The sequence below is a fragment of the Streptomyces sp. NPDC042346 genome, from assembly GCF_055581845.1.
Genome location: NZ_JBVJEH010000012.1, coordinates 13660 through 35307, shown reverse-complemented (window position 1 = coordinate 35307; position 21648 = coordinate 13660). Strand labels below are relative to the sequence as shown.

Sequence of the window (21648 nt, the reverse complement as noted above, 5' to 3'; positions counted from 1 at the left end):
CGGTCCTAACGTCGTCGGGGATCATCCCCCGTATAACGATCTCCGTCCCCCTCGCATTCCGCGCCGCCCGGAGACGTGCCGAGATACGCCTCCCGTACGGCCGGGTCGGCCCGGACCTCGGCGGCCGTCCCCTCGGCCAGGACACGGCCGAGGTCCAGGACCACGACACGCGAGCACAGCTCCATCACGAAGGGCACGTTGTGCTCGACGAGCAGCACCGCGCAGTTCTCCTCGGCGGCCACGTGCCGGACGACGGCGGCGAGCCGGCGGCGCTCCTCGGCGGTCGTCCCGGAGGCGGGTTCGTCGAGGAGGAGCAGGCGTGGCGGGTCGGCGAGGGCCCGCGCCAGCTCGACCATGCGGGCCTGTCCGACCGGCAGCGCGCCGGCGTACGCGTCCGTGAGCCCGTCGAGCCCGCACGCGCGGAGCACGGTGGCGGCCCGCTCGCGGTGCCGGCGCGCACCGGGCCCCGGACCGCCCCGCCAGTCCTGCGCCACCATCAGGTTGTCGGACACCGTCAGCTGCCCGAACAGCTGCCGGCGCTGGAAGGTCCGGCGGATCCCGTGCCGGGCCCGCCACACGGGGGAGCGGCGGGTGATGTCCTCGCCCGCGAACGCGATGCTCCCGCCGTCGGGCCGCCGGATCCCGGACAGGACGTCGAACAGCGTGGTCTTGCCGGCGCCGTTCGGCCCGATGAGGCCGCAGACCTCTCCGGGGCGTACGGAGATCGACACGTCCCGCAGGGCGTGGACGCCGCCGAAGCGGACGTCGACCCCGGCGGCGTTGAGCAGCGCGCTCGTCATCGGCGGACTCCCGTCCCCAGATAGGCCTCGGCGAGCCGGTCCGTGTCCACCTCGGACCGCGGCCCGGACCAGGCGATCTCGCCCTGCGAGAGGTACGCGACGGTGTCGGCGACCCCGAGCACCTCGGCTGCCTTCTCCTCGACGAGGAGCAGCGCCGTGCCGCTCGCCCGCAGCTCGGCGAGGAGGCGGAACACCTCGTCCACGACCCGGGGCGCGAGGCCGAGGGAGGGCTCGTCGGCGACGAGGACGGCGGGCGGGTGCTGGAGGAGCGGTGCGAGCGCGAGAAGCTGCTGCTCGCCGCCGGAGAGGGAGCCGGCGGCGACGGAGCGGCGGGCTGCGAGCGCGGGGAAACGCGTGTACACGGCGTCGAGGTCCTCGGGCGCGGGCAGTTGGAGGGCCAGGTTCTCCTCGATGGAGAGCCCGGCGAAGATCCCCCGCCCCTCGGGCGCGAGCCGTATCCCGCGCCGGGCCCGCAGGACGGGGCCGTCCCGGGTGGCGTCCCGGCCGTGCACCCGTACGTGCCCGGCGGACGGCCGGAGCAGACCCGCGGCCACCCTGCACAGCGTCGACTTCCCCGCCCCGTTGGGCCCGAGGAGCACGAGCACCTCCCCGCCCCGGACCTCCAGGTCGACCCCGTGCACGACGGCCGCGCCCCCGTACCCGGCATGCACGCCGTGCAGCGCGAGCGCGGGCGGGGGCGTGGGCTCGGGTGCGGACGAGGGTTCCGGCGTGGGCGTGGGCGTAGGCGCGGGCGTGGGCTTGGGCGGATGCTCGGACGCCGACAACGCCGACACCCGCCCTCGTACAGGCGCCTGCGTGTTCTCCGGCACCGGCACGTCCTCCGGCACCGGAGAGCGCGCCTCCCGTGCCTTCCGTGCCGCCCGTCGCGAGGGCAGCGCCGCGCAGTACCCGTCCGGGTCGTTCGCGAGGGCCAGGCCCGCCAGACCGAACAGGATGACCGGCAGGTGCGCGGACTCCGTCACGTACGTCGCCAGCAGATGCGGGACGACCGCGAAGGCCAGCCCCGCCACCACCGCGAACTGCGGGCGCCGCACCCCCGCCGCGACCACGACCGCCAGCCACACCAGGCCCGTCATCGCCGTGAAGTCCGTCGCCGTGATCCGCGTGTTGTACGAGGCGTACAGCACGCCCCCGAAGCCCGCGAGGCCGGCCGACACCGTGAAGACCAGGAGCTTCGTGCGGACGACCGACACCCCCGAGGCGGCGGCGGCCTCCGGCGCCGAGCGGACCGCGAGCACGGCCCGGCCCCACCGGGAGCCGCGCAGCCAGGTCAGCAGCCACACGACCACCCCGGACAGCAGTACCAGCGCGACCCCGAGCGCCCGGTCGTCGCCGAGGTCCACCGGGCCGAGGACGGGGCGCGGGATCTCCCACCCCGTGTCCCCGTTGCGCAACCACCCCACCTGGAACAGCACCTGGTCCGCCAGGAACGCGAGGGCCAGGGTGGCGAGCGCGAGGGACCGGCCGCCGAGCCGCAGCGCGGGCAGCGCGACCACCGCGCCGAGCAGCGCCGCCGTGGCCGTGCCGACCGCCGCGGCGGCCACGAAGGGCCAGCCGTGGCTCATGAGCAGCCCGGCCACCAGCGCCGCCCCCGTCACGAACGTGGCCTGGGCGAGCGACACCATCGCACCGAGGCCCGTGACCACGGTGAACGACATGAGGACGAGCCCGATCGCGAGCCCCTGCGCGAGGATCCCGGACCAGAACGGCGTCGTCACCGTGTAGAAGGCGGTGGCGAGGAGCGCGCCCGCGACGACCCACGCGCCCCATCTGCGGCCCGCGCTCTTCCCGGCGAGATAGTCGACCGGCGGCGGGTCCGCGGCCGCCGTGCCCGCCGCGCGCCGGCGCCGCGCCAGGACGACGAGGCCGCCGAAGAGGATCAGGAACGGCACCGCCGTACGGAAGCCGGTGATGTCCTCGGCGAACGACGCGTACCCCGCCACCAGGTTCTGCAGCACGCCGAGTCCGAGGCCGCCCGCGAACGCGAGCGGCACCGAGAGGAAGCGCCCGAGGACCGCCGCGGTCGCCGAAACGAACAGGAACAGCGTGTAGTCGTGGGCGGAGAGGCCGAGGAGCGGGGTCGCGAGGACCCCGGCGAGGCCCGCGAGACCCGACGACAGCATCCACGCGATCGACGACAGCCGGTCCGCGCTGATGCCCCGCAGCTCCGTCAGCGAGCGGTTGTCCACGGCCGCCCGCAGCCGGAGCCCGAGCCGGGTGTGCCGCATCAGCACCCAGAGCCCGGCGGCCACGAGCGCCGTGGCGACCCAGGTGATCAGCTGGTCGGAGTCGATGCCGACGCCGTCGAGGGGCTGCCAGGACACCGCCGGGCTCGGGCCGACACCGGGGAGCCCGAACTGGTTCTCGGCGGGCTGGACCGGGGCGCCGGCCCGCTCCAGGAGCTCGACCACCCACAGCCCCGCCGCGGGCAGCGCGACGAGCAGGCCGATCGTGGCCACGATCTGGGCCGTCTCCCCGACCCGGGCCAGCTTGCGGAACATCAGCCGGTCCAGACCCCAGCCGAGCGCGGGCGCGACGACGCACACGAGGAGGAGCGCCGTCGGCACGGCGGGCCAGCCGAAGCCGGAGTGGAGCTCGTAGAAGGCGAGCGCGCAGAGATAGGCGGTGGCGCCGTGCGCGAAGTTGAAGAGTCCGGAGGCGGAGTACGAAAGCACGAGCCCGGTCGCGAGCAGCGCGTACAGCGCGCCCGAGACCAGACCGCTCAGTACGAAGCCCAGCAGGTCACCCACGGGGCGCGCCCCTCAGCCGAAGGGGATCGGCGGGTAGCACTTGAACGGCACCGCGACCTCGTAGCGTCCGTTCTTCAGCCGGACGAGCGCCCCGCAGCCGAAGCTCTCCTTCTGCCCCTTGGGCTCGGCGCGGTCCCCGACGAGCGTGCCGGTGTCGGAGAAGCCGGCCGCGGCCCGCTGGAAGGAGTCGACGGTCAGCTCCTTGCCGGCCTTCGCGGCGATCGACAGGAAGAGGTCGGCCGACATGTATCCGGTCAGCATGTGCATGTTGAGCGGCACGTCCTTCCCGCCCGCCGCCTTTCTGATGTCCGCCTTGAACTGCGTCATCGCGGGGGTCTCCGCCTCGAACGGCTGGAACTGCAGCAGCACGTGCACCCCGTCGAGCGCCTGCCGCGTGGCGTCCTTCGCGAGCAGGCCGGGGTCGTAGTCGGTCGGGTCGGAGATGACACCCTTGTACCCGGACCGCTTGAGCGCGGTGAACAGGCCGATGTTGTACGGGGTCTGCATCACGGAGACGACGGCGTCGGGCGCGCCGCCGCCCGGGCCCGAGCGGAGGATCTCCTTCGTGTAGGCCGACCAGTCGCTGGGCATCGAGGTCGCGGGCACCGCGGCCTTGGCGTACGCGACCTGGAAGCCCGCCGCCTTGAAGCCCTGGGTGAAGGTACGGATGCCGAACTTGCCCGCGTCGTTGTCGCCGGCGATCAGCGCGACCGACTTGCCCCGCGCGCCGCCGAGGACGGTGGCGAGCCCCTCGGGCCAGGTCTGGTTGAGGGTGCCGCCCGGGGTCGGGACGAGGCAGCCGTTGAAGCCGTAGATGTGCTTCGGACCGCAGAACGAGGGGAGCGTGCCCCAGCCGACGGTGGGCACCTTCTGGCCGTCGAGGAAGTCGGCTCCGGCGAAGGTGACCGAGCTCATGGGGGAGACGGCGAAGACCTTGTCCTGCTGGACGAGTTTGCGGGCCGCCGCCAGGTTCCTGGCCGGGTCCTGGCCGTCGTCCTCGGCGCCCAGGTAGTCGATCCTGCGCCCGTTGACACCGCCCTCGGCGTTGGCCCGGTCGTAGCGCGCCTTGGCGCCGAGATCGGTGTCCTTCTTGGAGTAGCCGCTCGCGGTGGTCATGGAGACGATGCCGCCGACCTTGATCGTGTCGGCGGTGACTCCGCGTGCGGAGCCACCGGGGGAGCCGGGCTCGTCCGACGTCCCCCCGGTCGAGGCGGAGTTGCAGGCGGTGGCGAGGAGCAGGGCCGCTGCTGCGGCGGCGAGGGTGCGGATCGGTCGCAGGGTGCGGGTCGGTCGCAACACGGTCGGTCGTCCCTCCGTCGGGTGACCGCATTCTGTGACCGAGCTGATGAACCGTCAATAACTGACGCAACGTCAATTGATGGTCCGTCAGAAACCCTTGATCTTCGCCCCGGTCACCCGTACAGCGCCTCGACCTCCGCCCCGTACGCCCGCTCGATCGCCTTCCGCTTCAGCTTCAGCGACGGGGTCAGCAGCCCGTGCTCCTCGCTGAACGGATGCGCCAGGATCCGGAACGTACGGATCGACTCCGCCTGCGAGACCAGGGTGTTGGCCGCCACCACACCCCGCCGGATCTCCGTCTCCAGCGACGGGTCGCGCACCAGCTCAGCCGGCGAGAGCGGCGCCCGCCCCTGCATCGCCAGCCAGTGCTCCACCGCCTCCTGGTCGATCGTCACCAGAGCCGCGATGTACGGCCGGTCGTTGCCGACGACGATGCACTGGGCGATCAGCGGATGCGCCCGCACCCGCTCCTCCAGACCCGAAGGGGCGACGCTCTTGCCGCCCGAGGTCACCAGGATCTCCTTCTTCCGCCCGGTGATCGTCAGATAGCCGTCCTCGTCCAGCGAGCCCAGGTCGCCGGTGGCGAGCCAGCCGTCGTTGAGGACGGCCGCGGTCGACCGCGGATCGTTGAGGTAGCCGGAGAAGATCTGCCCGCCGTGCAGCCACACCTCGCCGTCCTCCGCGATGTGCACCGTCGTCCCCGGCACCGGCTGCCCCACCGTGCCGTACCGGGTCCGCTCCGGCGGGTTCGCGGTGGCGGCGGCGGACGACTCGGTCAGCCCGTACCCCTCGAAGACCGTGATCCCCGCGCCCGCGAAGAACAGGCCCTGCCGCCGGTCCATCGCCGAACCGCCCGACATCGCGTGCCGCATCCGCCCGCCCAGCGCGGCGCGGACCTTCCCGTACACCGTCTTCTCGAAGAACTGGTGCTGCACGCGCAGCGCCGCCGACGGCCCCGGACCGGTGCCGAACGCCTTCTGCTCCAGCGCCTCCGCGTACGCGACCGCCACCTCCACGGCCTTGTCGAAGGGCGCCGCCCGCCCCTCGCTCTCCGCCTTGCGCCGGGCCGCGTGGAAGACCTTCTCGAACACGTACGGAACGGCGAGGACGAAACTCGGCCGGAACGCCAACAGGTCCGGCAGCAGCTCCGAGGCCGCCATCACGGGCTGGTGGCCGAGCTTCACCCCGGCCCGGACCGCCGCCACCTCCACCATCCGCCCGAAGACGTGCGCCAGCGGCAGGAACAGCAGCGTCGACGCCTGCTCCCCGGGCCGGGACCGGAACACCGGGTCCCAGCGGCCCGTCAGCATGTCCGACTCGAACATGAAATTGGCGTGGGTGATCACACAGCCCTTCGGGCGGCCGGTCGTCCCCGACGTGTAGATGACCGTCGCCACCGACTCGGGCGTCACCGCCCGCCGGTGCCGCTGCACGACGTCCTCGTCGATCTCCGCACCCGCCGCCGTCAGCTCGGCCACGGCCCCCGCCCCCGAGTCCAGCTGCCACAGCCGCTGGAGCCGGGGGAGCCGGTCGATCACCGACCCGATCGTCATCGCGTGGTCCTCGTGCTCCACCACGCACGCCGTGACCTCGGCGTCGTGCAGCATCCAGAAGACCTGCTCGGCCGAGGACGTCGGATAGACCGGCACGGGCTGCGCGCCCAGCGTCCACAGCGCGAAGTCGAAGAGCGTCCACTCGTAGCGCGTACGGGACATGATCGCGACCCGGTCGCCGAACCGCACGCCCTGCGCGATCAGCCCCTTCGCGAGCGCGAGGACCTCGTCCCGGAACCGCGCGGCCGTCACGTCCCGCCACACCCCGTCGCGGCCCTTGCGGCCGAGCGTCACCCGCTCCGGATCGGCGAGGGCGTGATCGAACACGGCGTCCGCCAGACCGCCGACCTGAGGCGCCGCCGCGACGGGCGGCACGGTGAACTCGCGCACTGGCCTGCTCCTCCCTCGACGGCTCGACGACCCGGACGGCCCGACACTTCGACGGCCCGACGGCTCAACGGCTCGGTGGCTGAAAGGGACCGCTGTCGCGCTCCGTACGGCGCGGGTGACGGTACCCCACCCGCCAGCCCGGTGGGAGGGCCTTCACCAAGCCGGGACATTCCGTGTTCCTCCAGGTCAGGGCGGGTGAGCGGGCCAAGTCGGCGATGCGGTGCGCGCGTTGCCGACCGCTCGGTACGTCCGCCCCGCGCGAATCTCCACGGAATCTGTACCCCCTGCTCACGGGAGGGCGGCACGAACACGGCGTGGCCGGTCCGCACGGGCTCCCCGAGCGCTCGCTCGGCGCGGCCCGGGCAGGCGGTCGCCGTCCGCTCGGCGCGGCCGGTGGAGACGGTCGCGGTCCGCTCAGCGAGGCCGGTGGAGACGGTCGCGGTCCGCTCAGCGCGGCCGGTGCAGACGGTCGCCGCCCGCCAGGATCGCCTCCGCCAGCGCGTCCGCCGCCTCCTGCGCCGCCCCGCCCCGCCGCCCCCGCAGCAGGACGAAGCCGACCTCGCCGAGCTCCGGAAGCCCCGCGCGGGCCGGCACCGGGACCAGTCCCTCCGGCACCAGGCCCCGCGTGTGCGCCATCACCCCGAGACCCGCCCGGGCCGCCGCGACGTTCGCGCTCAGGCTGGAACTCGTACACGCGATCCGCCACGCCCGGCCCTGCGCCTGGAGCGCCTCCAGCGCCCGCGCCCGCGTGATGCCCGGCGGCGGGAACAGGATGAGCGGCACCGGCCGGTCCGGCTCGACCCGCAGCCCCGGCGCCCCGATCCAGATCAGCGCGTCCTGCCAGACGAGCCGCCCCTCACTGGCCTCACCCGCCTCGCCGCGCCGCTTCGCCAGGATCAGATCCAGCCGGCCCGCCGCCAGCCGGGCCTGGAGCGTCCCCGAAAGCTCGACCGTCAACTCCAGGTCGACCTCGGGGTGCTCCCGCCGGAAGGACTCCAGGATCTCCGGCAGCCGGGTCGTCACGAAGTCCTCCGACGCCCCGAACCGCAGCCGCCCCCGCAGCCGCGTCCCGCCGAACCAGGCCGCCGCCCGCTCGTGCGCCTGGAGGATCGCGCGCGCGAAACCGAGCATCGCCTCGCCGTCCTCCGTCAGCTCCACACTGTGCGTGTCCCGCAGGAACAGCGGCCGCCCCGTCGCCTCCTCGAGCCGCCGGACGTGCTGGCTGACCGTCGACTGCCGCACGCCGAGACGGCGGGCCGCCTGCGTGAAGCTCAGCGTCTGGGCCACGGCGAGGAAGGTGCGCAGCTGCGTCGGTTCGTACACGAGACGACCGTAGCCCCTGTCATCACGGTTCGCGATGACAGTCAGAGCGCTGTACGGGATTCCCGATCACCATCCGCTGGACCAGGATGGAAGCACAGAGGGAAGCCCCAAGAACATCAAGGGAAACACCCCTCCCGCACTCCACAGAGCTGAAGCCCATGACCCCCCGTACCACCCGCCGCATCCCCCGCCTGCCGTCCTGGTTCCCCTTCGACGCGTTCGTCCTGGGGCTCCTCGGGACCGTCGGCCTCGCCGCGCTGTTCCCCGCCTCCGGGGCCGCCGCCACCGTCGCGAAGGGCGCGTCGACCGCGGCCGTGGCGCTGCTCTTCTTCCTCTACGGGGCCCGGCTCTCCACCCGCGAGGCCCTGGACGGCCTCCGGCACTGGCGGCTGCACGTCACCGTCCTCGCCTGCACCTTCCTGCTCTTCCCGCTCCTCGGACTCGCCGCCCGCGGGCTCGTCCCCGCCGTCCTCACCCCACAGCTCTACGGCGGACTGCTCTTCCTCTGCCTCGTGCCCTCGACCATCCAGTCCTCCATCGCCTTCACCTCGATCGCCCGCGGAAACGTTCCCGCCGCGATCTGCGCCGGCTCCTTCTCCTCCCTCGCCGGCATCGTCCTCACCCCGCTCCTCGCGGCCCTCCTCCTCGGCGGCACCGCCGGCGGCCTCTCCGCCGACTCCCTCCTGAAGATCGTGCTCCAGCTCCTCGTGCCCTTCGTGGCCGGGCAGCTCCTGCGCCGCTGGGTCGGCGGCTTCCTCGTCCGCCACAAGAAGGTCCTCGGCTACGTGGACCGCGGCTCGATCCTCCTCGTCGTCTACACCGCCTTCAGCCTCGGCATGGTCACCGGCGTCTGGCAGCTCGTGACCCCGGCCCGCCTCGGACTCCTCCTCGCCGTCGAGGCCGTCCTCCTCGCCGTCATGCTCGCGCTGACCTGGTTCGGGGCGAAGCGGCTCGGCTTCGACCGGGCCGACCGCGTCGCCATCCAGTTCGCCGGATCGAAGAAGAGCCTGGCGGCCGGACTGCCGATGGCCAGCGTCCTCTTCGGCGCCCACGCCTCGCTCGCCGTCCTCCCGCTGATGCTCTTCCACCAGATGCAGCTCATGGTCTGCGCGGTCATCGCCAGGCGCCGGTCCCACGACCCGCAGGAGCCGCATCCGGCCGCCCCCGCCCACAGCCCCGCACCCGTCGGCCGGATCACACCCCCAGCCGCCCCACGGTGATCATCCGGGCCGCTACGGTGCTCCCATGCCCTCACTCGATCCCGGCCGCACCGCGCTCGTCCTCGTCGACCTGATGGAGCGCATCGTCGCCCTGCCCCTCGCCCCGCGCCCCGGCACCGACGTCCTCGCCGCAGCGGCCCGGCTCGCCGACACCTTCCGGGCCGCCGGAGCGCCCGTCGTCCACATCCGGGTCGAGCGACCGAACGTCGCCACCCAGCCCGCCGGCAGCGAACTCGTCCCCGACCTCGTCGAGGACGGCGACCCCGTCGTCGTCAAGCGCACCATCGGCGGCTTCCACGACACCGGACTCCACGAACTGCTCACCGCGGCCGGCGCCACGACCCTCGTCCTCGGCGGCATCGCCACCAACCTCGGCGTCGAGTCCACCGCCCGCGCCGCCTGCGACCTCGGCTACGACCTCGTCTTCGCCGAGGACGCCATGACCGCCCTCACCGCCGACGAGCACCGCGCCTCCGTCGAGCTCGACTTCCCCCGCCTCGGCACCGTCGCCCCAGTCGCCGGGATCACCCTGGACGGCCCCGCGTGACACCCGTCCCGATACGGTACGGGGCCCGCCCCTGCTCCCTCGTCGTCTGCCGCGGCTGCTGCTGCGGCGACGCCCGCAAGAACCCCGGCACCGACCACGACGCCCAGCTCGCCCGCCTCCGCGAGGCCGCCGCGGCCTCCGGCGGCCGGCTGGCCGTCCGTACGAGCGACTGCCTCGGCCCCTGCGCCCAGGCCAACATCGTCGTCGTCCAGCCCTCCACCGAGGGCCGTCGGCGGGGCGGCCGCGCCGCCTGGATCGGCTTCACCCTCGACGAGGACTGCCTCGACGACATCCTCGCCTGGACGGCGGCCGGCGGCCCCGGCATCGCGAAGCCCCCGGCCACCCTCACCCTCCAGATGATCGACCCGCCGAAGAACTGAGCACCTGCCCTCCTGCCGCCGCCAGTGCGGGGTCAGCGGGCGATCGGGGTGGCACCGGTCGCGGCGACGGACAGGTCCCACAGCCGTGCGGCCGAATCCGGGGCGACGGCGTATGCGCGGACCCCGCCGTCGTCCATGGGAGCGTCGGGAGCGGAGACGCCGGCGACGTCGCAGTCCTCCAGATAGAGGCCGCCGAGGCCGTCGAGGAGGGGGGACACAGCGGCCCACAGGCCGGTGGCGGCGCCCTGAGCCGGGGTCTTGAAGTCGGCGCCGATCACCGTGCCGTGCTCGTCCACCCACCCGCGGTCGATCTGCTCCTGGAGCGCCATCTCCCGCTGCAGCCCGGTGATGATCTTGCCCGGGTGGAGTGCGAACGAGCGGACGCCGTCGCCGCGGCCGAGGGCGTCGAGGTGCACCGCGAAGAGGGCGTTGGCGGTCTTGGCCTGGCCGTAGGCCAGCCACTTGTCGTAGCCGGTACGGAAGTGCGGGTCGTGCCAGCGCATGTCGGTCAGGGCGTGACCGGCGGAGCTGTTGACCACGACGCGGGCACCTCCGCCGGCGGCGGACAGGAGCGGGTAGAGCTCGCAGACGAGGGCGAAGTGCCCGAAGTGGTTGGCCGTGAGCTGGCTCTCCCAGCCGGGCCCCACGTGCCGTTCGGGCGTCGCCATGACTCCGGCGACGGCCATGAGCAGATCGATCCTGGTCAGGGAGCCGCCGATCCGCGCGGCTGCGGCGCGCACACTGCCGAGGTCCGCCAGGTCCATGGGAACGACCTCGCAGCCCTCCACGTCCGCGAGGGCGGCGCGGGCGACGTCGGGTCGGCGTGCGGGAACGACGACCCGGGCTCCGGCGGTTGTCAGGGCGCGGGTGGTCTGCAGGCCGAGTCCGGAGTAGCCCCCGGTCACGACGGCGCTCGTGCCGGAGAGGTCGAGGCCCGCGGTGATGTCCTGGGCGGTGCTGGCGGCGGAGAAGGGCGAGCCGAGCGGCTGCTGATCAGTGCTGGTCATGCCGGCGACGCTACGATCTAGAGTGAGGTCTAGATCAAGTCCTCACCTGTGACGCACGGCAGGCCCCAGGGCCTGTCCGGCGGACCAGGGTCGGACAGGCCCTAGACGGCGATCCGGTGCTCGCCCGCGTACACGTTCATGTTCGCCCCGCGCAGGAAGCCGACCAGCGTCAGACCCGTCTCGGCCGCCAGGTCCACCGCGAGCGAGGACGGCGCGGACACCGCCGCGAGCACCGGAATCCCCGCCATCACCGCCTTCTGCGCCAGCTCGAACGAAGCCCGCCCCGACACCAGGAGCACCACCCGGCCCAGCGGCAGCAGCCCCTCCCGCAGCGCCCGCCCGACCAGCTTGTCCACGGCGTTGTGCCGGCCCACGTCCTCCCGTACGTCGAGCAGCTCGCCGTCCTCCGTGAACAGCGCCGCCGCGTGCAGCCCGCCCGTCGAGTCGAAGACCCGCTGCGCCGCCCGCAGCCGCTCCGGCAGCACGGACAGCAGGGCCGGCGCGATCCGCACCGGGGGAGTGTCGGCGATCGGGAAACGCGCCGTCGTGCGCACCGCGTCCAGGCTGGCCTTCCCGCACAGCCCGCACGACGACGTCGTGTAGACGTTCCGCTCCAGGCTGATGTCGGGGACGACCACATCCGGCGCCAGCTGCACGTCCACCACGTTGTACGTGTTCCGGCCGTCGTCCGTGGCCCCGGCGCAGTACACGATGTTCCGCACGTCCGAGGCGGCGGCGAGGACGCCCTCGCTGACGAGGAAGCCCGCCGCGAGCGCGAAGTCGTCCCCAGGGGTACGCATGGTGATGGCGATCGGCTTGCCGTTCAGCCGGATCTCCAGCGGCTCCTCGGCCACCAGGGTGTCGGGCCGCGTGTTCACCACCCCGTCACGGATCCGCATGACTCGCCGCCGCTCGGTGACCCGTCCCATCGTGATCGCACTCGATTCTCTCGCGTGGAAGGCCCCGAGGCCGCGAAATCGCGACGGAAACGGCCCTGACGGGGCTATTCTCCGTCACTCGGGGCCCTTACCCCACAGCGGTCCTTGTCATGGTCGGCCAAGCGGTACGGGTGAATGTTGGTGGTTTACGTCACCTGTTACCGATCAGTCGCTGGCAAGACTGGGGGGTCCTGCCGGACGAACGAACCACCGAGGGGGTCCCGGTATGACGGGCACTCGCATTGCCGCGCTCGGGCACTACCAGCCTGCCAAGGTGCTCACCAACCACGACCTCGCGAAGCTGGTCGACACCGACGACGCGTGGATCACCAGCCGGGTCGGCATCCGCACCCGGCACGTCGCCGGACCGGACGAGCCCGTGGACGAGCTGGCCGCCCACGCCGCGGGCAAGGCCCTGGCGTCCGCCGGGCTCACCCCCGCGGACATCGACCTCGTCCTCGTCGCCACCTCCACGGCGATCGACCGCTCGCCCAACACGGCCGCCCGCGTCGCCGCCCGCCTCGGCATGGCCTCGCCCGCGACCATGGACCTGAACGTGGTCTGCGCGGGCTTCACCCACGCCCTGGCCACCGCCGACCACGCCGTACGCGCCGGGGGAGCCCAGCGGGTCCTGGTGATCGGCGCCGACAAGATGACCGAGGTCTGCGACTGGACGGACCGCACCACCTGCGTCCTCGTCGGCGACGGCGCGGGCGCCGCGATCGTCGAGGCCGTGGAGGACGCGGACGCGGGCGACGTGCCCGGCATCGGTCCCGTCCTGTGGGGATCGGTCCCGGAGATGGGCAACGCCGTCCGGATCGAGGGCACCCCGCCGCGCTTCGCCCAGGAGGGCCAGTCGGTCTACCGCTGGGCCACCCAGCAGCTGCCCGCGCTCGCCCGCAAGACCTGCGAGCGGTCCGGCATCGCCCCCGAGGAACTCGCGGGCGTGGTCCTGCACCAGGCCAACCTGCGGATCATCGAGCCGCTCGCGGCGAAGATCGGCGCCGTCAACGCGATCGTCGCCCGCGACGTCATCGAGTCCGGCAACACCTCCGCCGCCTCGATCCCGCTGGCCCTCGCCAAGCTCGTCGAGCGCGGTGAGCTGCCCTCCGGCGCCCCGGTCCTCCTCTTCGGCTTCGGCGGCAACCTCTCGTACGCGGGGCAGGTCATCCGGGTCCCGTAGCCGGAACAGGGGAGCGGGGCAGGCGCCTCCGGGCCGGCCGTGCCCCGTTCGGCGGAGCCCGGTGGCGGCGCGCCGGGGGCGCACCTAGCTTCGATCGCGGTGAGGGTCTTCCGTTACCGGGCGCGGAATCGCTCCGCCTCCGCACCCTCGCGTGATCGGGAGGACCGTCATGCGCGCGATACGTCTCGCTTCCGCCGCCCTGCTCTCCGCCGCGGCCCTGGGGCTCGCCGCGACGCCGGCGGCCTGGGCGGCGCCGGCGGCCCTGGCGGCTCCGACAGCTCCGGCGGCCCTGGCGGCTCCGGCGGAGGAGAACGAACCGAACATCACGTCGTTCGGGTTCTCCATCACCCCCGCGACGGTCGCCCCCGGCGGCACCGTCACCCTCACCTCCGACGGCTGCGAAGTGCCGTCCGTGACCGTCACCTCCGGTGTGTTCGACACGGTGACCCTGAACGAGGGCCGCTCGGGCACCGCCACCGTCGACTTCGACGCCAAGGCCGGCGCCCGCTACGAGATCACTTTCGACTGCAAGGGCGAGCGCGGCACCACGAACCTCACCATCGCCCCGCACCCCGGCCCGGACCACGGCACGGGCGACGTCACGGTGCCCGACACGTCCCCCGGTGCCCACAAGGGCGTGAAGGCCGGGTTCGGCTCCGAGGCCGGTGCCGCCGACGAAGGACTCGGCGCCGTCGAACTCGGCACCGGTGCCCTGCTGATCGCCGGAGCGCTCGGCGCCGCCGTCGTCCTGACCCGCCGCCGCGGCGCCGGTGGCAGCGCCTGACGGCCGCCGGAACCAGGGGGGTCCGAGACCGCCCCTCCACCCCGGTGTGACGAGGACCGGGGCGGAGGGGCTTCCACACACCCACGCGGAATCGGAGGAGCGCCGGCGTGCAGGGGCCGAACGGAGCGGGGACGCGCGGAGCGGGGCCGAGCGGCACGGGGACACGTGACGCGGGTACGGGGACGCGCGGTGCAGATACGCGTGCTGCGGGTGCACGCGCTACGGGTACGCGTGCTGCGGGTACACGCGCTACGGGGACGCGCGGCGCGGGCACGCGCGGTGCCTGGGGCGTCGTAGCCGTCGTCCTCCTCGTCGGCGTGCACCTCGTACGCGGAGGCGCTGCGGAGCTCCGCGCCGAAGGCCCCCCGCAGCCCCTCGCCGTCGCCGCCCCCGACGGGACCCGGGCGGCCGACGCGCGGCCCGCCCCCGCCTCCGTACCGGATCCGCTGCCCGCCTCGCCGCCCGTACGGGTCCGCGTTCCGGCGGTCCGGGTCGACGCGCCCGTCACGGAGGTCGGCCTCGACGCGGACGGCTGGATCGACGCCCCGCCGCCCGAGGACGACCACCTCGCAGGCTGGTTCACCGGCGCCGTCACCCCCGGCGAGCGCGGCACCGCCGTCGTCGTCGGCCATGTCGACACCCCGAGCGGCCGGGCCGTCTTCTACGACCTCGGCGCCCTCGCCAAGGGCCACCGCGTGGAGATCGCCCGCCGCGACGGCCGGACCGCGGTCTTCTCCGTGTACGGCGTCGAGGTCGTCCCCAAGGAGAACTTCCCCGCCGCACGGGTCTACGGCGACTCCGGCCACCCCGAACTGCGGCTCATCACCTGCGGCGGCGCCTTCACCCGGGAGAGCGGCTACGCGGGCAACGTGGTGGTGTCGGCCCGCCTCGTCGAGGTCCGTTGACCCTCCTTCTCCCGACCGCACCCCTTCTTTGTCCCCATCCGGGAGAAAGTCGGCCCGGATTCCTGCGCAACTTCTTCCCACCCCGGAACCCCGCTGCTACGTTCCTGCCGAAAGCCCGAAGGAGCGCGTGCGACGAGAGGGAGGGGCGCGTGAGACGCATGACGGCACGACCCGCCAACCGGCATCAGGCACGACTCCTCCGCCTCCTGCGCGACGGGGGACCCAACTCCCGCGCACAGCTGGGCGATCAGATCGACCTCTCCCGCTCCAAGCTCGCCGTCGAGGTCGACCGCCTCCTGGAGACCGGACTCGTCGTCGCCGACGGCCTGGCCGCCTCCCGGGGCGGCCGCCGCTCCCACAACATCCGTCTCGCGCCCGAACTCCGCTTCCTCGGCATCGACATCGGCGCCACCTCGATCGATGTCGCCGTCACCAACGCCGAGTTGGAGGTGCTCGGGCACCTCAACCACCCCATGGACGTCCGCGAAGGACCCGTCGCCGTCTTCGAGCAGGCCCTGTCGATGGCGGCGAAACTCCGCGACACGGGAATCGCGGAAGGATTCGACGGCGCCGGGATCGGCGTCCCCGGACCCGTCCGCTTCCCCGAGGGCGTCCCGGTCGCCCCGCCGATCATGCCCGGCTGGGACGGCTTCCCCGTCAGGGAGGCCCTCAGCCAGGAACTCGGCTGCCCCGTCATGGTCGACAACGACGTGAACCTCATGGCCATGGGGGAGCAGCACGCCGGCGTCGCCCGCTCCGTCGCCGACTTCCTCTGCGTCAAGATCGGCACCGGCATCGGCTGCGGCATCGTCGTCGGCGGCGAGGTCTACCGCGGTACGACGGGCAGCGCCGGCGACATCGGCCACATCCAGGTCGACCCCGAAGGCCGCGCCTGCGCCTGCGGCAACACGGGCTGCCTGGAAGCCCACTTCAGCGGCGCCGCCCTGGCCCGCGACGCCGAGGACGCGGCGCGCGGCGGCAGGTCGGAGGAGCTCGCGGCCCGCCTCGCGGCGGCCGGCCGGCTCACCGCGGTCGACGTCGCGGCGGCCGCCGCCGCGGGCGACGCCACCTCCCTCGCCCTCATCCGCGAGGGCGGCAACAGGGTCGGGCAGGTCATCGCCGGACTCGTCAGCTTCTTCAACCCCGGTCTGGTGGTGATCGGGGGCGGTGTCACCGGCCTCGGCCACAACCTCCTCGCCAGTGTCCGCACCCAGGTCTACCGGCAGTCCCTGCCCCTGGCCACCGGCAACCTCCCCATCGTCCTCGGAGAGCTCGGCCAGACCGCCGGAGTGACCGGCGCGGCCCGCCTCATCAGCGACCACCTCTTCTCCCCGGCGTAGCCCGCCGTCCGTCAGCCCGCCGTCCGTCAGCCCGCCGGCCGGTGACGGACGGGCCCCAGGTGGCGTGTGGGCCTGCGTTCCGCTCGGGGCGGAACGCAGGGGCGCACACCACCCACCGGCCCGCACCGTCGGGCCGACCCCCGTCACCCACCGGCCCGCACCCTCAGGCCGTCCTCACCCACCGCTCCGGCGTCACCCGCACTCGCCGAGGGGAACTCCGCCATGACCCCAGAACCGCCCCCACCCGCGCCGCTGCTCACCATGTCCGGCATCACCAAGGCCTTCCCCGGCGTCCGCGCCCTCGACGGCGTCGACCTGGACGTCGCCCCCGGCGAGGTCCACTGCCTCCTCGGCCAGAACGGCGCCGGCAAATCCACCCTCATCAAGGTCCTCGCCGGCGCCCACCAGCCCGACGCCGGCCACATCACCTGGAACGGCGAACCCGTCCGGCTCCGCTCCCCGAGCGCCGCCGTCCGCCTCGGCATCGCCACCATCTACCAGGAGCTCGACCTCGTCGAAGGGCTCACCGTCGCCGAGAACGTCCACCTCGGCCACGAACCCACCACCGCCGGGTTCGTCCGCGGCCGGGCCGCCCGCACCGCCACCACCGCACTCCTCGCACGACTCGGCCACCCCGAGATCGACCCGGACCGGCACCTCCGCGAACTCTCCGCCGCCCAACGGCAGATCGTCTCCATGGCCCGCGCCCTCTCCCACGACGTCCGCCTCATCGTCATGGACGAACCCTCCGCCGCCCTCGACCCCGACGAGGTCGCCAACCTCTTCCGGATCGTCGCCGACCTCACCGCCGACGGCGTCGCCGTCGTCTACATCTCCCACCGCCTGGAGGAGATCCGCCGCATCGGCGACCGCGTCACCGTCCTCAAGGACGGCCGGGCCGTCGCCCGCGGACTGCCCGCCACCACACCCACCCGCGACGTCGTCGCCCTCATGACCGGCCGGGACGTCCCCTACGTCTTCCCCGAACGCCCCACCGCCCCGCCCACCGCCGAACCCGTCCTCCAGGTCCAAGGCCTCACCAGAAAAGGCGAGTTCGCGGCGGTCGACCTCGAACTCCGCCCCGGCGAGATCGTCGGCCTCGCCGGACTCGTCGGCTCGGGCCGCTCCGAGATCCTGGAGACGATCTACGGGGCACGCCGCCCCACCGCCGGCCGCGTCCTCGTCGACGGCCGGCCCCTGCGCCCCGGCAGCGTCCCCGCCGCCGTCCGCGCCGGACTCGGCCTCGCCCCCGAGGAACGCAAGGCACAGGGCCTGCTCCTCCTCGAATCCGTCACCCGCAACGTCTCCGTCTCCTCCCTCGCCCGCTACTCCCGGGCCGGCTGGATCGACCGCGCCGCCGAACGCGAAGCCGCCCGCGCCGCCACCCGTACGCTCTCCCTCCGCCCCGACCGCCCCGAGGCCCGCGTCCGCACCCTCTCCGGCGGGAACCAGCAGAAGGCCGTCCTCGCCCGCTGGCTCCTTCGCGGCTGTCGCGTCCTCCTCCTCGACGAACCCACCCGCGGCGTCGACGTCGGCGCCCGCGCCGAGCTGTACGCCGTCATCCGCCGCCTCGCCGACGACGGCCTCGCCGTCCTCCTCGTCTCCAGCGAGGTCCCCGAGGTCCTCGGCCTCGCCGACCGCGTCCTCGTGCTCCGCGAAGGCCGCGTCGTCCACACGGCGCCCGCCCGCGACCTCGACGAACACCGCGTACTCGACCTCGTGATGGAAGGGAGCCCGACCGCATGACCCTCACCACCCCGGCCAAGGCCCCGGCCGAGGAAGGCCGTTGGCGCGCCCTCGGCCTCAGGGCCGACGTCCGCAACCTGTCCCTGCTCGGCGTCCTCGCCGTCCTGGTCGCCGTCGGCGGCCTCACCCGGCCCGCCGAGTTCCTCGCCACCTCCAATCTCCAACTCGTCCTGACCCAGGCCTCCGTGATCGGCGTCGTCACCGTCGGCATGACCTTCGTCATCACGAGCGGCGGCATCGACCTGTCCGTCGGCGCGATCGTCGCCCTCGCCTCCGTCTGGGCCACCACCCTCGCCACCCAGGAGTTCGGCTTCGCCGGCATCCTCTTCACGGCCGTCGCCGTCGGCGTGGGCTGCGGCCTCGTGAACGGCGTCCTCGTCGCGTACGGCGGGATGGTCCCCTTCATCGCCACCCTGGCCATGCTCGCCTCGGCCCGCGGCCTCGCCCTCCAGATCACCGACGGCCGCACGCAGATCGTCACCGTCGACTCCGTCCTCGACCTCGGCGTCCCCGACGCGTACGTCCTCGGCATTCCCCCGCTGGTCCTCGTCTTCGCCGCCGTCACCGGCGCCGGATGGCTGTTGCTCAACCGCACCACCTTCGGCCGCCGCACGGTCGCCGTCGGCGGCAACCCCGAGGCCGCCCGCCTCGCCGGCATCGACGTCCGCCGCCAGCGACTCCTCCTCTACGTCCTTTCCGGACTGTGCTGCGGCATCGCCGCGTTCCTGCTGATCGTCCTCGCGGGATCCGGCCAGAACACCAACGGCAACCTGTACGAGCTCGACGCCATCGCCGCCGCCATCATCGGCGGCACCCTCCTCAGCGGCGGCCGCGGCACCATCGTCGGCTCCGTCCTCGGCGTCCTCGTCTTCACCACGATCACCAACATCTTCGCCCTGAACAACCTGCAGAGCGACGTCCAGCAGATCGCCAAGGGCGCCATCATCGTCGCCGCCGTCCTCGTCCAGCGCCGCTCGGCGCACGACGGCGACACCTGACGACCGGCCCCTCCCCCTCCCCTCCCGCCCGCGCGTTCCACCCCTCTCCCGAAGGGATCCACAGCCATGCCCGAAACCAGCCGCAGACACCTCCTCCTCGGCGGCGCGGCCGTCTCCGCCGGAGCCTTCCTCACCGCCTGCACGAGCAACGAACCCAAGAACCAGGCACCCGCGGCGAGTTCCGCCGCCGCCCCCGGCGCCGACGACAAGCCCGGCACCCCCGTCACCATCGGCTTCGCCGGCCCGCAGGCCGACCACGGCTGGCTCAACGCCATCAACGAGAACGCCCAGCAGCGCGCGAAGAAGTACGCCGACGTCACCCTGGAGATCACCGAGGGCTCCAACGAGACCGCCGTCCAGATCGGCCAGGTCCAGACCCTCATCAACAAGAAGGTCGACGTCCTCGTCATCCTCCCCGCCGACGGCAAGGCCCTCACCCAGGTCGGCCTCCAGGCCATGAAGGCCGGCATCCCCGTCATCAACCTCGACCGCGTCTTCGCCTCCCCGCAGGCCTACCGCTGCTGGATCGGCGGCGACAACTACGGCATGGGCCTCAACGCCGGCCGGTTCATCGGCGAACAGCTCAAGGACAAGCCCGACGCCAAGGTGATCGAACTCGCCGGCATGGACAGCCTGGAACTCACCAAGCAGCGCACCCAGGGCTTCGACGACGCCCTCAAGAACTACCCCAACATCCGCAAGGTCGCCCGCCAGGCCGCCGACTTCACCGTCGAGTCCGGCCAGGCCAAGATGGCCCAACTCCTCCAGGCCCAGCCGTCGTTCGACGCCCTCTGGAACCACGACGACGACCAGGGCGTCGGCGCGCTCCGCGCCATCGCCCAGGCCGGCCGCAAGGACTTCCTCATGGTCGGCGGCGCCGGAGCCAAGTCCGCCATGGACGCCATCAAGGCCGACGACGGCGTCCTCAAGGCCACCGTCCTCTACCCGCCGACCATGGCCGCCTCCGCGATCGACCTCGCCCGCACCCTCGGCCAGAAGAAGGGCATCGGCGGCATGGCCGAACTGGAGATCCCCGCCTCGATCACCCTCTACTCGGCCGTCGTCACCAAGGACAACGTCGACGAGTACCTGCCCACCGGCTTCAACTGACCGCACCCGTCGGCCGATCCAGCTGACCGCACCTTCTGGCGGATCCCGCCGACCGACCCCGTGGTTCGACCGCCCCGGGAGCAGTACCTGCCGCACCACGAAACGGAGGAACCGTATGGACACGACGGAGAGCGGGGCCGCACCGCCGACGCTCGGCGTCGGCATGGTCGGCTACGCCTTCATGGGCGCCGCCCACTCGCAGGGCTGGCGCACCGCCGGCCGCGCCTTCGAGCTGCCGCTGCGGCCCGTCCTCGCCGCCGTCGCCGGACGCGACCCCGACGCCGTCAGGGCCGCCGCCCGCCGCCACGGCTGGGCCGCAGCCGAGACCGACTGGCGCACCCTGATCGCCCGCGACGACGTCCAGCTCGTCGACATCTGCACCCCGGGCGACAGCCATGCGGAGATCGCCGTCGCCGCCCTGGAAGCCGGCAAACACGTCCTGTGCGAGAAACCCCTCGCCAACTCGGTCGCCGAGGCCGAGACCATGGCGGCGGCCGCCGAGGCCGCCGCCGCCCGGGGCCAGATCGCCATGGTCGGCTTCAACTACCGCCGGGTGCCCGCCCTTTCGTACGCACGACAGCTCGTCGCGGACGGCCGCCTCGGCGAACTGCGACACCTCCGCGTCACCTACCTCCAGGACTGGCTCGTCGACCGCGGCTTCCCGCTGAGCTGGCGCCTGGAACGCGAACACGCCGGCTCGGGAGCCCTCGGCGACCTCGGCGCGCACGCCGTCGACCTCGCCCAGTACCTGGCGGGGGAGCCGCTCACCGGGGTGTCGGCGCTCACCGAGACCTTCGTACGCGAACGGCCCCTCCTCACGGGCCTCGCCCCGGGCGGCCTCGCCGGGGGAGCGGGATCGGAGGCGTACGGGCAGGTCACGGTCGACGACGCGGCCCTCTTCACCGGCCGGCTCGCCTCCGGGGCACTGGCGTCCTTCGAGGCCACCCGCATGGCCGCCGGCCGCAAGAACGCGCTGCGCCTCGAACTCAACGGCGAGAAGGGCTCCCTCGCCTTCGACCTCGAACGGCTCAACGAACTCTCCTTCCACGACCACACCGAGCCCGCCGTCACCGCCGGATTCCGCCGCATCCTCGTGACCGAACCGGACCACCCGTACCTGGAGGGCTGGTGGCCACCCGGTCACGCACTCGGCTACGAGCACACCTTCGCCCACCAGGCCCGCGACCTCGTCCACGCCATCGCGAACGGCACCGCCCCCACCCCCTCCTTCGCCGACGGCCTCCAGGTCCAGCGGGTCCTGGCAGCCGTGGAGGACAGCGCGCGGAACAACGCCGTCTACACCCCCGTACCCGCCCCCCTGCCCACCCCCGTACCGCGCTAGGAGGCGCCCGAC

Annotated in this window: 18 protein-coding genes; 11 read left to right on the top strand and 7 right to left on the bottom strand. The window is 73.3% G+C overall.

Going from position 1 to position 21648, the window contains the following annotated elements:
* Positions 1-5: 5 nt before the first annotated feature.
* The 5 genes from ACZ6K0_RS35570 to ACZ6K0_RS35550 all read right to left on the bottom strand — a co-directional run bounded on the left by ACZ6K0_RS35570 (position 6) and on the right by ACZ6K0_RS35550 (position 8136).
* Complete coding sequence (locus ACZ6K0_RS35570) at positions 6-800, bottom strand: ABC transporter ATP-binding protein (protein WP_469235378.1); 795 nt, start codon at positions 798-800, stop codon at positions 6-8.
* Complete coding sequence (locus tag ACZ6K0_RS35565; protein ID WP_469235377.1) at positions 797-3571, bottom strand: ABC transporter permease subunit; 2775 nt, start codon at positions 3569-3571, stop codon at positions 797-799. Before ACZ6K0_RS35565 ends, ACZ6K0_RS35570 begins: the two co-directional genes overlap by 4 nt.
* A gap of 12 nt (positions 3572-3583) precedes the next feature.
* A complete protein-coding gene (locus ACZ6K0_RS35560; RefSeq protein ID WP_469235375.1) occupies positions 3584-4870 on the bottom strand; it encodes an ABC transporter substrate-binding protein in 1287 nt (428 codons plus the stop codon).
* Between the two features lie 113 nt (positions 4871-4983).
* Complete coding sequence (locus ACZ6K0_RS35555) at positions 4984-6813, bottom strand: AMP-dependent synthetase/ligase (protein WP_469235373.1); 1830 nt, start codon at positions 6811-6813, stop codon at positions 4984-4986.
* A 447-nt stretch (positions 6814-7260) separates the two neighbouring features.
* A complete protein-coding gene (locus ACZ6K0_RS35550) occupies positions 7261-8136 on the bottom strand; it encodes a LysR substrate-binding domain-containing protein (protein WP_376407676.1) in 876 nt (291 codons plus the stop codon).
* A 158-nt stretch (positions 8137-8294) separates the two neighbouring features.
* Here ACZ6K0_RS35550 and ACZ6K0_RS35545 point away from each other — a divergent pair, with 158 nt between their 5' ends.
* Genes ACZ6K0_RS35545 through ACZ6K0_RS35535 form a run of 3 tightly spaced genes read left to right on the top strand, consistent with a single transcriptional unit; the run spans position 8295 to position 10283 of the window.
* Positions 8295-9356 carry a bile acid:sodium symporter family protein gene (locus ACZ6K0_RS35545; RefSeq protein ID WP_469235370.1) on the top strand — a complete coding sequence of 354 codons (1062 nt, stop codon included), beginning with the start codon at positions 8295-8297 and terminating at the stop codon, positions 9354-9356.
* Positions 9357-9381: 25 nt separating this feature from the next.
* The gene (locus ACZ6K0_RS35540) at positions 9382-9903 is read left to right on the top strand and encodes an isochorismatase family protein (RefSeq protein ID WP_469235368.1); all 522 of its coding nucleotides are present in this window, start codon (positions 9382-9384) and stop codon (positions 9901-9903) included.
* The gene (locus ACZ6K0_RS35535) at positions 9900-10283 is read left to right on the top strand and encodes a hypothetical protein (protein ID WP_056647137.1); all 384 of its coding nucleotides are present in this window, start codon (positions 9900-9902) and stop codon (positions 10281-10283) included. Before ACZ6K0_RS35540 ends, ACZ6K0_RS35535 begins: the two co-directional genes overlap by 4 nt.
* A 32-nt stretch (positions 10284-10315) precedes the next feature.
* Here ACZ6K0_RS35535 and ACZ6K0_RS35530 read toward each other — a convergent pair whose 3' ends face one another.
* Both ACZ6K0_RS35530 and fdhD read right to left on the bottom strand, forming a co-directional pair.
* Complete coding sequence (locus tag ACZ6K0_RS35530) at positions 10316-11290, bottom strand: oxidoreductase (protein WP_469235366.1); 975 nt, start codon at positions 11288-11290, stop codon at positions 10316-10318.
* A gap of 101 nt (positions 11291-11391) precedes the next feature.
* The gene (gene fdhD, locus ACZ6K0_RS35525) at positions 11392-12219 is read right to left on the bottom strand and encodes a formate dehydrogenase accessory sulfurtransferase FdhD (RefSeq protein WP_376407666.1); all 828 of its coding nucleotides are present in this window, start codon (positions 12217-12219) and stop codon (positions 11392-11394) included.
* Between the two features lie 235 nt (positions 12220-12454).
* Between fdhD and ACZ6K0_RS35520 the strand changes: the two genes are divergently transcribed.
* From ACZ6K0_RS35520 to ACZ6K0_RS35485, 8 genes are all read left to right on the top strand, one after another.
* A complete protein-coding gene (locus ACZ6K0_RS35520) occupies positions 12455-13411 on the top strand; it encodes a beta-ketoacyl-ACP synthase III (RefSeq protein WP_376407664.1) in 957 nt (318 codons plus the stop codon).
* A gap of 169 nt (positions 13412-13580) precedes the next feature.
* A complete protein-coding gene (locus tag ACZ6K0_RS35515; RefSeq protein WP_469235363.1) occupies positions 13581-14195 on the top strand; it encodes a cupredoxin domain-containing protein in 615 nt (204 codons plus the stop codon).
* Positions 14196-14512: 317 nt separating this feature from the next.
* Positions 14513-15100 (top strand): class F sortase, encoded by a 588-nt coding sequence (locus ACZ6K0_RS35510; RefSeq protein WP_469235362.1) that lies wholly within the window; start codon positions 14513-14515, stop codon positions 15098-15100.
* A 158-nt stretch (positions 15101-15258) separates the two neighbouring features.
* On the top strand, positions 15259-16440 hold the full coding sequence (locus tag ACZ6K0_RS35505) for an ROK family transcriptional regulator (protein WP_376408006.1): 1182 nt from the start codon (positions 15259-15261) through the stop codon (positions 16438-16440).
* Between the two features lie 222 nt (positions 16441-16662).
* Positions 16663-18186: a sugar ABC transporter ATP-binding protein gene (locus ACZ6K0_RS35500; protein WP_469235359.1), complete on the top strand. Its 1524-nt coding sequence runs from the start codon at positions 16663-16665 to the stop codon at positions 18184-18186.
* A complete protein-coding gene (locus ACZ6K0_RS35495; RefSeq protein ID WP_376407656.1) occupies positions 18183-19184 on the top strand; it encodes an ABC transporter permease in 1002 nt (333 codons plus the stop codon). Before ACZ6K0_RS35500 ends, ACZ6K0_RS35495 begins: the two co-directional genes overlap by 4 nt.
* A gap of 66 nt (positions 19185-19250) precedes the next feature.
* Positions 19251-20294 (top strand): substrate-binding domain-containing protein, encoded by a 1044-nt coding sequence (locus tag ACZ6K0_RS35490; RefSeq protein WP_469235357.1) that lies wholly within the window; start codon positions 19251-19253, stop codon positions 20292-20294.
* A 115-nt stretch (positions 20295-20409) separates the two neighbouring features.
* Entirely contained in the window at positions 20410-21636 is a 1227-nt protein-coding gene (locus ACZ6K0_RS35485; protein WP_376407652.1) for a Gfo/Idh/MocA family protein, read from the top strand.
* Positions 21637-21648 lie beyond the last annotated feature (12 nt).

Coding starts and splice junctions, on each gene's coding strand:
- ACZ6K0_RS35570 (WP_469235378.1), bottom strand. CDS start 800: ATGACGAGCGCGCTGCTCAACGCCGCCGGGGTCGACGTCCGCTTCGGC.
- ACZ6K0_RS35545 (WP_469235370.1), top strand. CDS start 8,295: ATGACCCCCCGTACCACCCGCCGCATCCCCCGCCTGCCGTCCTGGTTC.
- ACZ6K0_RS35540 (WP_469235368.1), top strand. CDS start 9,382: ATGCCCTCACTCGATCCCGGCCGCACCGCGCTCGTCCTCGTCGACCTG.
- ACZ6K0_RS35530 (WP_469235366.1), bottom strand. CDS start 11,290: ATGACCAGCACTGATCAGCAGCCGCTCGGCTCGCCCTTCTCCGCCGCC.
- fdhD (WP_376407666.1), bottom strand. CDS start 12,219: ATGGGACGGGTCACCGAGCGGCGGCGAGTCATGCGGATCCGTGACGGG.
- ACZ6K0_RS35520 (WP_376407664.1), top strand. CDS start 12,455: ATGACGGGCACTCGCATTGCCGCGCTCGGGCACTACCAGCCTGCCAAG.
- ACZ6K0_RS35515 (WP_469235363.1), top strand. CDS start 13,581: ATGCGCGCGATACGTCTCGCTTCCGCCGCCCTGCTCTCCGCCGCGGCC.
- ACZ6K0_RS35505 (WP_376408006.1), top strand. CDS start 15,259: ATGACGGCACGACCCGCCAACCGGCATCAGGCACGACTCCTCCGCCTC.
- ACZ6K0_RS35500 (WP_469235359.1), top strand. CDS start 16,663: ATGACCCCAGAACCGCCCCCACCCGCGCCGCTGCTCACCATGTCCGGC.
- ACZ6K0_RS35495 (WP_376407656.1), top strand. CDS start 18,183: ATGACCCTCACCACCCCGGCCAAGGCCCCGGCCGAGGAAGGCCGTTGG.
- ACZ6K0_RS35490 (WP_469235357.1), top strand. CDS start 19,251: ATGCCCGAAACCAGCCGCAGACACCTCCTCCTCGGCGGCGCGGCCGTC.
- ACZ6K0_RS35485 (WP_376407652.1), top strand. CDS start 20,410: ATGGACACGACGGAGAGCGGGGCCGCACCGCCGACGCTCGGCGTCGGC.